The organism is Paenibacillus sp. NAIST15-1 (assembly GCF_001894745.1).
GTDB lineage: Bacteria > Bacillota > Bacilli > Paenibacillales > Paenibacillaceae > Paenibacillus_B > Paenibacillus_B suaedae.
In genome coordinates this window covers 70,872-82,162 of record NZ_BBYF01000013.1, presented here as the reverse complement: position 1 = coordinate 82,162, position 11,291 = coordinate 70,872, and the positions used below count along the sequence as shown (strand labels likewise).

The 11,291-nt window shown below is 43.9% G+C and carries 15 protein-coding genes; 1 reads left to right on the top strand and 14 read right to left on the bottom strand.

Going from position 1 to position 11,291, the window contains the following annotated elements; all coding sequences use genetic code 11:
• Window positions 1-211: 211 nt before the first annotated feature.
• The 9 genes from PBN151_RS22665 to PBN151_RS22625 all read right to left on the bottom strand — a co-directional run bounded on the left by PBN151_RS22665 (window position 212) and on the right by PBN151_RS22625 (window position 7,333).
• On the bottom strand, window positions 212-925 hold the full coding sequence (locus PBN151_RS22665; protein ID WP_065293309.1) for a GntR family transcriptional regulator: 714 nt from the start codon (window positions 923-925) through the stop codon (window positions 212-214).
• Window positions 926-934: 9 nt separating this feature from the next.
• A complete protein-coding gene (locus tag PBN151_RS22660; protein ID WP_083545289.1) occupies window positions 935-1,972 on the bottom strand; it encodes a sugar kinase in 1,038 nt (345 codons plus the stop codon).
• Window positions 1,965-2,720, bottom strand: a complete 756-nt coding sequence (dagF, locus tag PBN151_RS22655) for a 2-dehydro-3-deoxy-phosphogluconate aldolase (protein ID WP_072730797.1) — start codon at window positions 2,718-2,720, stop codon at window positions 1,965-1,967. Before dagF ends, PBN151_RS22660 begins: the two co-directional genes overlap by 8 nt.
• Complete coding sequence (locus PBN151_RS22650) at window positions 2,713-3,825, bottom strand: DgaE family pyridoxal phosphate-dependent ammonia lyase (RefSeq protein ID WP_072730796.1); 1,113 nt, start codon at window positions 3,823-3,825, stop codon at window positions 2,713-2,715. The genes dagF and PBN151_RS22650 overlap by 8 nt, the downstream gene beginning before the upstream one ends.
• Complete coding sequence (locus PBN151_RS22645) at window positions 3,779-4,909, bottom strand: amidohydrolase/deacetylase family metallohydrolase (protein WP_072730795.1); 1,131 nt, start codon at window positions 4,907-4,909, stop codon at window positions 3,779-3,781. Before PBN151_RS22645 ends, PBN151_RS22650 begins: the two co-directional genes overlap by 47 nt.
• 213 nt (window positions 4,910-5,122) lie before the next feature.
• A complete protein-coding gene (locus PBN151_RS22640; protein WP_227774967.1) occupies window positions 5,123-5,530 on the bottom strand; it encodes a DUF6508 domain-containing protein in 408 nt (135 codons plus the stop codon).
• Between the two features lie 3 nt (window positions 5,531-5,533).
• Complete coding sequence (locus PBN151_RS22635; RefSeq protein ID WP_083545288.1) at window positions 5,534-5,818, bottom strand: SH3 domain-containing protein; 285 nt, start codon at window positions 5,816-5,818, stop codon at window positions 5,534-5,536.
• A 237-nt stretch (window positions 5,819-6,055) separates the two neighbouring features.
• A complete protein-coding gene (locus PBN151_RS22630) occupies window positions 6,056-6,532 on the bottom strand; it encodes a hypothetical protein (RefSeq protein WP_021252564.1) in 477 nt (158 codons plus the stop codon).
• Between the two features lie 285 nt (window positions 6,533-6,817).
• Window positions 6,818-7,333 (bottom strand): MBL fold metallo-hydrolase, encoded by a 516-nt coding sequence (locus tag PBN151_RS22625; protein WP_227774965.1) that lies wholly within the window; start codon window positions 7,331-7,333, stop codon window positions 6,818-6,820.
• A 101-nt stretch (window positions 7,334-7,434) separates the two neighbouring features.
• Between PBN151_RS22625 and rluF the strand changes: the two genes are divergently transcribed.
• Entirely contained in the window at window positions 7,435-8,148 is a 714-nt protein-coding gene (gene rluF / locus PBN151_RS22620) for a 23S rRNA pseudouridine(2604) synthase RluF (RefSeq protein WP_072730793.1), read from the top strand.
• A gap of 185 nt (window positions 8,149-8,333) precedes the next feature.
• Here rluF and PBN151_RS32055 read toward each other — a convergent pair whose 3' ends face one another.
• The 5 genes from PBN151_RS32055 to PBN151_RS31475 all read right to left on the bottom strand — a co-directional run bounded on the left by PBN151_RS32055 (window position 8,334) and on the right by PBN151_RS31475 (window position 11,216).
• Window positions 8,334-8,690, bottom strand: coding sequence for a copper amine oxidase N-terminal domain-containing protein (locus PBN151_RS32055; protein WP_370510446.1), 357 nt, complete (start codon window positions 8,688-8,690; stop codon window positions 8,334-8,336).
• 66 nt (window positions 8,691-8,756) lie between these two features.
• Window positions 8,757-9,824, bottom strand: a complete 1,068-nt coding sequence (locus PBN151_RS22615; protein WP_227774963.1) for a leucine-rich repeat domain-containing protein — start codon at window positions 9,822-9,824, stop codon at window positions 8,757-8,759.
• Between the two features lie 264 nt (window positions 9,825-10,088).
• Complete coding sequence (locus tag PBN151_RS22610) at window positions 10,089-10,331, bottom strand: hypothetical protein (protein ID WP_139295404.1); 243 nt, start codon at window positions 10,329-10,331, stop codon at window positions 10,089-10,091.
• A gap of 84 nt (window positions 10,332-10,415) precedes the next feature.
• On the bottom strand, window positions 10,416-10,778 hold the full coding sequence (locus PBN151_RS22605) for a DUF4181 domain-containing protein (RefSeq protein ID WP_072730791.1): 363 nt from the start codon (window positions 10,776-10,778) through the stop codon (window positions 10,416-10,418).
• Between the two features lie 69 nt (window positions 10,779-10,847).
• Window positions 10,848-11,216 (bottom strand): YhfM domain-containing protein, encoded by a 369-nt coding sequence (locus PBN151_RS31475; RefSeq protein WP_483310748.1) that lies wholly within the window; start codon window positions 11,214-11,216, stop codon window positions 10,848-10,850.
• Window positions 11,217-11,291 lie beyond the last annotated feature (75 nt).

Below are 11,291 nucleotides of genomic sequence, written 5' to 3'. Positions count from 1 at the left end.
TACTATAAATTAGCATAATTCTTTAATTTTTTGTAAATGATCACCGTTTTTTGTCAATCATTTTTCACAATTCACCCACTGCTGCACAATCCCCTAAAACAAAACAAGACAGAAGCCCCTCTTCCTCTATGCAAGCGAACTGAAATTTGCATGAAGAGCGGGCTTCTGTCTTTTATGAATTTACGTATATCTGATTCGAACATGCATGGATTTAACCATCATAATTGACAACATAGCTATGAAGTTCCGTATGATAATACCCTTCGCTATATTCAATCAACGCCCCGTCAATGTCATAAGAATAGCGGGAACGCTTTAATAGCGGCATTTCGTGACTGACTTCAAGTATTGATCTCGCAGCCTCTGGTGCAGTCGCAACAGCAAACTCGTCTTTATATTTTCCAAGCTCGATATGCTGATCTTCGAGCCATTCATACAGCGACTGCTCGCTCAATTCAGATAGATCGAGCCCTTCCTCCTGCAGCCTTACATAATGGGTATAGTGAATATATGGCGTTCCGTTCAAATCATATACCCGTTCAATGCACAGGCAATGTCCCCCGAACAATGGAAATGGAATCGTTCCTGCTTCATTGTGTATGACCTCGGCCCGAATGACTCTTTTCTGAATTTTGTGGCCTTCTTCGACTAGGATTTCCGTGAACCGCTTCCATTTGGACAGCTTCGAGACGGAAGTATTGCGAATGACCTTGGTTCCCTTGCCGCTTCCTTTTTCCACATACCCTTCCTGCACAAGCTCAATAATTGCATTGCGTACTGTAATTTTGCTAACTTGGAACTCTTCTTCAAGCTGCGGTTCCGAAGGGATGTATGTCCCTAGCGGATATACACCGTGCAAAATGCGCTCTCGCAAAATATTTCTTACCTGTACGTACAAGGGACGTTTGTTGCGTGACAATCTCAATGTTACTGCCTACCTTTCTACATCTATCCCAGACTCCACCATAGCTCGCAGCACCTCACGCTCCGTGGCCATTGGTGTATCACCCTCAAATGTGTGCGCAAGCATGCTGGAAGCAGCGGCGAACTCTACCGTCTGCTCTGGAGCAAAGCCTTGGAATTCTCCGTGCAAAATACCGCATGTATAGGCATCCCCCGCTCCGATCCGATCATGAACCGCAAACGTTAATCGTTCCGAGAAGGTAAAGGATTCCTGCTTATACATGAAGCCTTGCAAGGAATGCGTCTGATTCTCGTGAATAGCGCGATGAGTACCTGCTATGACCGAAATATTATACAGCTTCGCAACTCGAGGAATCAACTCCTCCAGCTGTTCACGCCGCTCCGTCTTCTCCGTCTCCATCCCGAGCGTCAGCATCGCGTCCTTCTCATTCATCATGACGATGTCCGCAAACCTGAGCATCTCTTCATAATGTGCTCTTGCCTTCACATAGCCCTCTTCGCCCCAATGCGCAGGACGATAGTTGCAATCGAAGATGACAGTACCTCCCGCAGCCTTGACGGCGGCAGCTAATGCCTTCATATGTTGTCGAACACCATCATTCATCGCGAGTGCAATGCCGCAGAAGTGAATCGCATCGATGCTGCCAGCAATCTCACTGTATGGATACACATCATCGGGCGCCGTATTGAAGCTGCTTCCAAGCCGATCTGTATAAGTTACGCGCCCAGGACGGGGACCGAATCCTTGTTCTAAAAAGTACATGCCGATGTATTTGCCGCCATGGCTAATGAATGCCGTGCCTATCCCGAGCTTGCGCAGATATGCCTCCGCAGCTTCGCCAAGCGGATTGTCTGGCAGCCGCGATATCAAATAGGCATCATGGCCGAAGCGAGCAAGCTGCGAGCTAACGTTGACGCCTGTACCCGAAAACGAGTAATCCAGATGACTTGCTTGGCTTAATCGCTCCACGCCAGGCACCGTCAGTCGCATCATCACTTCGCCGAAGGCCGCTACCTTCTTCATGCCCAGCTTAGGCACATTAGGCATAATACTCGACCCATTTCTTCATCTCAGCGTATAAAGTGCGAATATCCTCTACCTTCGTGTTGCCCGTTGCTTTGTCCACGATTGAAGAGTACACATGTGGAATGACAATTGGCACCTTCGCTTCCAGTGCAATGCGCAGGATCGCTTCAAAGTTATCCAGATCAATGCCGCCAGTCGGCTCTAGTGCGAACCCTTCTTCACCGCACGCCTTTGCAACCGCCCGAAGCTCTTCTTCGCAAGCAAGCCCATTCATCGGGAAGTATTTCAATGCATTCCCGCCCATGTCGCGTACAAGCGCAATTGCACTCTTAATAGGAACAATGGCCTTGTCTGCCTGATCCGCACTAACTGGGCCTGTCGAAATATTAACGTATCCCACCTGCCCAGTCGGCGATACCAAGCTGTTAATCCAGCTATCCTTGCCATTCAAGTTCGCGCGTGTTGCCCCAACCGAAGGGAATACTTGATTGATATGACCGCCGCCATAATGCTTCGCAATCTCTGCCACTACAGCCGCCTGACGATTGTCGCCAGCTCCGAGTCCGATTGAAACTGCGTCGTCAATCACTGCGCCATATTCCTTCATCGCTTCTACAGCAGACTCAACCGTCGGATAATTTTTGGACAGGACGCCAACAAGTACATGACCTTCTGCCGCCTCGAAAATTTCCTTTGCATTTTCCACACTGTTTGCCAGCACATTCAGCGCCGCGCGTCCTTTGTATAAACGTTTATCCATATTAGACATGAGTAGGCCCTCCCACTAATTTGCGAATATGTGACTCAATGACGTCCATGTCATCCCCCATAAGCGGACGCGGATCGATATCGAAGTATCCTTGTCTAACCCCGTAGTCACGGGTATAAATGGCGATCTCCCCTTCTTGCAAGCCCTTCACAACGTCCTTCGCCGTCGTGCTGGCCAGAGCAGGATCGATCTGAATGCGAGCACGGTATATTGCACGCCCCGCTTCATCCTGTACAATCGTGCATGTGACACCCTGGAGCTCATTCAGCGGCATAAGCTTGGCAAGCTCTGCCTTCTCCTGTTCGCTCTTGTCTTCCTTCACCATATATTCGTCCAAAGCCTGCAGCAGTCCGAACACGGATTCTTTGCCTACCTTCATGCTCCGCCCGATCCCGTGAAGCTGTTCCTTCACCCATTCGATGGCTTGACGTTTGCCCGCCACTATGCCTGTCGTTGGACCTTCAATTGCTTTGGAGCCGCTATAGATCGCAAGGTCAGATACCTGCACATACTTGTGCAAATCTTCTTCCGCAGCCGCATCGACGATGAGCGGTACCCCATTACGCTGCGCGACTTCCCAAGCTTCCTCAACGGATATCATGTTTTTTTGCACAGCATGGTGGGATTTCACATAGAGAATTGCCGCGGTATGCTCATGAATAGCATCCTCGATATGCTCGGCCTTGCCTTCGTTCGCATACCCAACCTCCACGAGTTTCCCGCCGCCTAAGTAGACCATCGTCTCGACAGGTGCACCGTATTGGACATTATGACCTTTTAACATAATGATCTCGTTCTTCTCAATCGGATCTTGATGCAGGCGGAGGCTCTTGCGGCGATTGCCTTGTGTCACGATTCCCGCAACAGACAGTGCAATCCCGCTTGAGGCTGAGTTGACAATAACGGCAGCTTCGGAATCGATGAGCGCTGCAACGTAATCGCCTGCTTTATCGACGAGGTCGGCAATTTCTACATAGCTCTGTCCGCCGACCTTCATCGCTTCCATTACTGTATCGGACACAGCCGATACACCGAGAATACTCATGCGTCCGCTGGCATTAATGACGCGCTTCAGTCCGTACTTTACATGCAACGTACTCGCCATTTGCAAACACTCCCTTGGTTACGATATGTTGATGCCCGATACGGACATCGCCTTCTGAATCGATGAGTTCAATTGGCTCATTGCGTACTTCGAACAGCGTCAAGTTCGCGCGATCTCCTACTTGGATGCGACCAAGCTCCGGTTTGCCTAACCACTCCGCAGCACGCTTCGTTACGCCATCGATCACTTCTTCGAGCGTATACCCTAAGTACAAGAACTTCGACAGCACATGCGCCAAGCTGTACACAGGACCGTTCTGCCGGTTGCCGCGATAAATGTCCGAGCTGATTGTATCCACGGGAATGTGATGACACTTAGCCGCTTCCGCTACCTTGAAGGAGAAGCTCGCCGTACCGTGTCCAACATCCAGATGGACGCCGCGTGCTACCGCCTCCTTCAACACATGAAGTGGTTCTCCCTTCGCATCAAATAAGTTGTTTGCTTTACCATTTAAATAATGTGTGATGATATCCTTCTGCTGCAAATAAGGAACGATCTCTTCAATATCCGGAGGTGCCGACCCGATGTGCACCATAACAGGGAGCCCCCTGTCTTCGGAAAACTGCCGTGCCTTGCGAAGCGGTTCAATGCCGCCGTCCAGCACAACACTTCGACTAATCCGAGCTTTGAGGCCAACAATGAAGTCTTTATATTGTTCTACCGCTTCCTTCACCGCTGATTCATCGATCCAAGACATATCCGACAATTCATCGATACGCTTCAGTCCAATTTTGGAGATATTAAGGAATGCCAGCACATTCGTGACAGATTGTTCCGCCTTCTCCTTCAGTTCCCCTATTCGCTCTGCCCCCAAGCTTCCGGCATCAATGATGGTCGCAACGCCTTGCTCGACACCAATCTTATCAATAGCGTCGCCATAAGGATCAAATTCCTCGAAGGCATGGACGTGCATATCAATCCAGCCGCTTGACACGTATGTATTCGTTCCGCTGTAATCCAATATCCGGCCACCTTGACCCTTGCCTGCTTCCGTGATGGCGGAGAGAGTTCCATCATCGACTACGATGTCTATTTCTGTACCGTCCACATACTTCACGCCTCTTATGACGATCCGTTCGCTCATGCTGCTCACCTCGCTTCGCGTAAACAATCTATCAATCTAACAACTTGATTTCACATTGGAAGGATAAAGACTAAGCGAAACATTATAATGTTTGAATTCATAGTAGCACCGCATGTTACCGACGTCAATATAACGTTATAATGTTTATGGATATAAAAAACGAGTTATCGTTTTTTCGCCATAACTCGTTGACTAGACACCTAATAGTGCTCTTTATTCCTCCGGAAATAACTCTCTTAATCGACGCAAAATTATCGAAACATTCCCATTTTGAATAACGGCTGCGAACATTCCTTCATTGAATCGATCGCCACGAATATAGCAGGTCATAAGTTTACGAAGAGTATCGATATCCGCGTTCCTAATTTGCTCATCGATATTATTCCTGATGTCCTGATAGGTTTCGTGCGCCGCGAGCCAAGCTTTCCAATCAAACACAATCAAAAATCCACTATCTTCAAGCGCTTTTCGAAATGCGGTAACCACTTCACTTTCACAAGGATACCCGTTCACGATTCGAATATGTTCATGATCGGCGTCCTGAAAACAATCAATGAAAACGAGGAGTCTTTCTATTTCCGTCCTTGTTAGAATATGCGAGTTACTCAATGCGCCAACCACCCCTTATAAAAAATAATCATCTGCAAGTTGTAGATTTCCTGCATTCAATTCTCGTGCGGTATAATCCTCAAGGACAATTGCTTCTGTCCCCTTAGTGTCAAGGAGCTGCATCGGAACCCATCCGCTGATTTTTTGGTTTCCCTCTGATTGCGTCGTGCAGAAAATCCAGTTCTCCCAATTCTCAGGCCCTTCATATTTTTCCCCCATAATGACGGATTGTCCCTTTATTAACGTCAGCGGATTGGGATAATTGGATCTATGCTTCTTGATCACGATATAATCATTCATTTGCGCACACCTCATCATGTAATTACTGCTTCACATACGAGTATTGTACCATCATAGCCTTCCCCAGAAAAGAACAAATGTTCGATATCATGAAACGTTACTTACCCCACGTACTAGCTGCTGAGGCTGAACATTCACATCCCTCAAAACTCATTCTCGCCTTACCTGTAATACAGTTCATCGCGCTTCTTTAACGGCAAATTTTAAGGCCATCCAGTGTGGATGGCCTGCATATTGTCACAATGTATATTCATATTCTCCTTTAATCACAAAATACGAGCCTCGAATTGTTCCCGCCAATTTTGATTTCTGTCTGGCAAACTTAAACTTCCCCTCTAACTCCTTTGGTACCTCCATCCCCTCAGAAAGCTTAAATCCAACAGCTCGCTTCTTCGGGTCATCCACCGTATACATGACATTGAGCCCAAGACCATCCTCATAAAAAACGTAGGTGATTTGAATATTTTCCACTTGAAAGTGCGACGTTTCTAAAGGTTTGGCCGCAAACTCAATATCACGTTCCTCTTTCAAGATTCGATTCACGTAATCAAGGTTCTCCTGACTTTCGCTAGCTGGTACAACCGTAAATTCATGTTTGTATTTATTCATGAAGTAACGGGCTTCGTTAGCACGTAAACCAGCAAGTGTTTCTGCTACAGGTGAAGATTCTAAACCAACCGTAGACACATTTTTAAAATCAACGATATACGACACTTCGATCCCTCATTTCTCTTTCTTTGGTTTCCTAATTCTCTTACCAAATATAATGCCAAAAATGATGATTCAAGGGAAAATTTCGACTGGTAAATTTGCTGGTTAATTAAATGGTGTTCACATAGACTGGTATTAACAAATGTCTCTCTAGATATACGACGTTGTTGCATCCAATCCCTTCATCTAGCGGGGCGATGCAAAACGCTCCAATCCGCCAATCGCATGCTGTATTTAACCAAATTGGATCGACCGTATCGATTACGAAGGAGCAGTTCATGCAGACATTTAGCCGCTTGAAGGAGGGGAAGGCACCTTGACCATCTCTTTATTGTCAGCATGAATGCTCTTCATTCCTTCAAAAAATGGATACTCCCTGCTTAAGTATTTTTCTAACTCTCCGTTATCATGAAGAAGCTGTTTTAAGTAATATTTTGAACTGTTTATCCTTTTTTGAATTTCCTCCTGATTCTGTGTTGTCGATCCGTGTCCAGGTATGTGAGTCGTTATTTGATGATTTAGCAAAATATTTTCTGCTTTATTGATCGTATGTACATAGTCTTCATAACTGCTAAAGATGAACGGAAACTCAACATCTGACAGGTAATCTCCAGAACAAAATAGACCATATGGTTCGATCACTGTAAATAAACCATCATTCGTATGACCAGGTGCTTGATAAAATGTCAGCGTTATCGAATCTAGTTCTAATTTATGTCCATCGGCTGAAACAACAATATCTACCGTTGGATATACGGGTGAATAGCTTCTATGTAAATAAAAGGATGGATACTTTTGGAACAAATTTTTATCCGTTATATCTGAATAATAGTATGTGATTCATCCTTAAAATAAAGTATAGTTAGTATCTAATTAAATAATCCTCTCATTAAGGATGTGTCAGCATGCGTATTAATAAATATATAAGTGAATCTGGAAAAGCATCTAGACGAGGTGCCGATAAATTAATTACCGATGGAAGAGTTACTATTAATGGTAAACTTGCAACTATAGGAAGCCAAGTTGAAGCTGGGGATGACGTTCGAGTAGATGGCAATCCAATCCAAAACCGAGAAGCAAAGCATAATGTCTATATTGCCTTAAATAAACCTGTAGGCATCACTAGTACAACAGAAAAAGGTGTAAAGGGGAATATTGTTGATTTCGTCAACCATCCATTACGAATATTTCATATTGGACGCCTGGATAAAGATTCAGAGGGCCTAATTCTACTTACAAACGATGGCGACATTGTTAACGAAATTCTGCGTGCTGAAAATAAGCACGAAAAGGAATATATCGTTGCAGTAGACAAGCCAATTACTCCTGAATTCTTGAAGAGGATGTCAGAGGGTGTCAGAATATTAGGTACAACAACACTGCCTTGTAAAGTAGTTCAATTATCAAGATTTGATTTTCAAATCATTTTGACACAGGGGCTTAATCGTCAAATTCGCCGCATGTGCACTGCATTAGGATACAGCGTTCGCCGATTGCAAAGAATCCGAATCATGAATATTCATTTAGCCAACCTTCCTGTTGGACAATGGAGAGATTTATCAAAGAAGGAGCTATCTCAATTATTTAGAGACTTAAATTATGAGCCAAAAGAATGGTAAAAACTAAGGGACATTAGAGTCCATCCTGCTTAAGGATGGACTTTCTTAACGTTTGTCGATTAACTCGATTTTTTCAAAAAATGTCTCCGCCATATTCTCCGCGCTGTCTGTAACAGCAAGTAAAGAAACAGGACGCAATCCAGTTGTCCTTAGATGCGTCCAAAATTGAGTTCTGTTATGCGGTCTTATTCTGGGAATATGATGACCATTTTTTTGCTGCCTAAATATTCAACCGAAGTATTAAGCTGCTCCGACACAAAGCGAACTGGAACAAACGTGCTGTTATTTCTCAGTAGTAAAGGAGCGTCGGACATCACAGTTCGCTGGTTTATCTTAACTTGCCTATTCCCCACAACCCAACGAATCGTTTTGCTGTCTTTTTGAATCGTTACCTCCTTCGTACTCTGGTTCCAACTTACATTTGCCCCAAGTTTCTCGGAAATGAAACGGATAGGTACGTAGGTACGGCCTGTCTGAATGAATGGCGCTGCTGTTAGATTGTAGATACTGTCGCCCACATAGGCTGTCTTGCTGCCGATCACCAAGCGTTGAGTCTTACGCTGAGACTTAATACCATAGTTATCCGCATTTAATTTTTTAAATATTTTCTAGGTTTGGGTGCCTTGGCTTAAGTCCAAGTAGTTATCGTTCAACTGCAGTCCGTATCGTTCTGCCCCCGTATCCCAATGAAAATCATAACTATTATTTTGAATCGGCTCCAAATCCCACACCCGGTTGTTGTTCAAATGTAGGATTTTTAGGGCTTTCAAATTTCTTAACGGTTCCAAATTCCACACTCGGTTGTTATTCAAGTAGAGGGAATCCAACTTGTTCAAATGGTTTAATGGTTCTATATCTTTAATCTTGTTAGAAGAAAGATCCAAAGTAGACAAGTTAGTTAATTTTGCTAAAGGAGCAAGACTCTCGATGTTATTGTTGTTAGCAGAGAGACCTTCGAGATTGTTGAATCCTTCTAGCAGCTTAAGATCAGTTACCTGGTGTCCATCAATCCCCAGATATGTCAGACTTTTGGACAGCATTCGTAGCGGCGAGAAATCCTTAATTTTATTGTTAGATACATTAAGATATGTCAACTTTTTCATGTTGCCGAGAGGAGCTATGTCTTCTATCGCATTGTCGTCCATTTTCAAATACGCTAATTCTGCGGCACTAGAGAGTGCTGGAACATTCGAAATTTGATTGTGGGCGGCGCCCAACTCAATTAGACGAGGCAATTGTTTCACTACATCTAGGGATGAGACCCGATTCCAACTTATTTCTAGATATTTCAGCTCCTTCATAGCTGACAATTCCTCAATCGATGAGATTTGATTTGCTTTGAGACTGAGAGTATGGATCTTTGAGAGTTTCTTTAGCGGTGCAAGATCAGTAATTTCATTAATGTCTAAATCGAGATCTGTGATATTGACGGCATACTCCAATCCCTGCAGATCTTTAATTCCTTTACCTGACAAAGATACAACGGTGAGAGATTCTAAATCCGTTTTGGTAAGTGGGTCATCGTCTTTTTTACCTATCCATGAACGAATCGATTTTTCGAGATTTCCATCTTTAATAATCGGTTCTTGGCTAACCGCTTCCATCGAAGCTTGTCCTGGAAGGGCCAAACTTAGGAGAAAAATAAAAATAAGTAAGCTTACAGCACGTTTCTTCATGATGATCATTCCCTCTGATGACTGTATTTTGTTACCTTGAGCTACTCTTGATAAGAATAGACATAATGAATATCCGTTACGCTATCGACAAATTAGTGTAACACCTAAAGTTTTCTAAATAAATAGGAGAATGTTGGGTATCGTGAGGGTGGCTTATACATCGAATGATTAAGGAATTAATCGAACAAGTCTTATTCCCGATACATGCTTTGGATTTGCCTGAGGGTAGCAAGCATCGTACCTAGAGATCTATCATATATGGACTCAACATGTGCGCTGGATTTCAAAGGATTGAGAAATAATTTCTCGCAATCCTTCAAGTCCATCTACCGGGATACGCTCTTGAGTTTCAACGTAATCAATATGATGTTCCCGATAATACTTCTTCCAAAAGGCTACCGCTCGTTGGTTTGCTGCTAACTGACAGATGGAAATCTTCCCAGAAAGCTGCCCAAGCACCTTCTCTACTGTGATCGATGCAATGTTCGTACCCCGATATCTTTTCAATACAAACAACTCTTGCACGGTATAATCAACATCTTCGGCTACAAATGGTGAAGCACAAACCAAAATGAAGCCGTCTGTACGAAATCAAGGTTCATAAATAACAACGGCAACCAGTAATGCTGCTAGTGGTATAATGATCGCGGTTACGATACACTGTTTTCGATTGCTGGAATACTTCCATTCGATAAAAAAATTGAACGCTCCTGTAATCGTCAAAAATGATATCCAAAACATCTTCAATACGATGGTCTTGGAATAGATGTAATCATAATAGAAGAAGAATACACCTAAATAGATAATCGCTACTATGATCAAGCCCCACCATTGTAGTTTCTTGCCTTCTTCACGAATCTCCGTTTTTTCGGGCCCGATAATCAATCTGCTGAGTACCGACTTAAGCAGCACTATAAAAAGAACGATAAATGAGATCATAGATGAGTTGGGCATCGTATTCACCCCTTTATTTTTATCAGATTCGAAATTCTACATGGGTACGTTCAAGCAGTCGTATTTCTTCTACTCGCTCTTCCCCGATTTGTTGATAACTTCCCGCAGTTGATTGGCATAGGTTTTTCCTATTTCGTATCCTACTTCAGAATGATTCAGGTCGACTAGTAAGCCTTTCTTTCCTCTCTCTGCACCTAATGATAAATCGTACTTAGCAATCGTATGGTCAGAATAAGTAATGGTCATGCGATATTCTGCTGCGTAATCTAATGCGCCTGGCAATTTCGTCGCTGTATCGGTTGCCCTTTCGAACTTCTTCATGATCTGCTCATTACTACTGCTATAATTGCTGCACTTCTCCACTCGTTCCAACCCTTGACACTCTAGCTCTATAGAAACTATGGATTTACTTCCACAACCGGTAATGCCTAACAACATTAATAAAAGCAGTAATGTAAAGATTCCTTTATGCATAAGTATCAGCTCATTTCAAAATAAGATTGCTGTTTAGAC

Bases quoted from the DNA above. Each gene is read 5' to 3' on its own strand.
- PBN151_RS22660 (WP_083545289.1), bottom strand. From the start codon at position 1,972: ATGCCTAATGTGCCTAAGCTGGGCATGAAGAAGGTAGCGGCCTTCGGC.
- PBN151_RS22635 (WP_083545288.1), bottom strand. From the start codon at position 5,818: ATGAATGATTATATCGTGATCAAGAAGCATAGATCCAATTATCCCAAT.
- PBN151_RS22650 (WP_072730796.1), bottom strand. From the start codon at position 3,825: ATGGCGAGTACGTTGCATGTAAAGTACGGACTGAAGCGCGTCATTAAT.
- PBN151_RS31475 (WP_483310748.1), bottom strand. From the start codon at position 11,216: ATGTTGTTAGGCATTACCGGTTGTGGAAGTAAATCCATAGTTTCTATA.
- rluF (WP_072730793.1), top strand. From the start codon at position 7,435: ATGCGTATTAATAAATATATAAGTGAATCTGGAAAAGCATCTAGACGA.
- PBN151_RS22645 (WP_072730795.1), bottom strand. From the start codon at position 4,909: ATGAGCGAACGGATCGTCATAAGAGGCGTGAAGTATGTGGACGGTACA.
- dagF (WP_072730797.1), bottom strand. From the start codon at position 2,720: ATGTCTAATATGGATAAACGTTTATACAAAGGACGCGCGGCGCTGAAT.
- PBN151_RS22605 (WP_072730791.1), bottom strand. From the start codon at position 10,778: ATGCCCAACTCATCTATGATCTCATTTATCGTTCTTTTTATAGTGCTG.
- PBN151_RS22615 (WP_227774963.1), bottom strand. From the start codon at position 9,824: ATGAAGAAACGTGCTGTAAGCTTACTTATTTTTATTTTTCTCCTAAGT.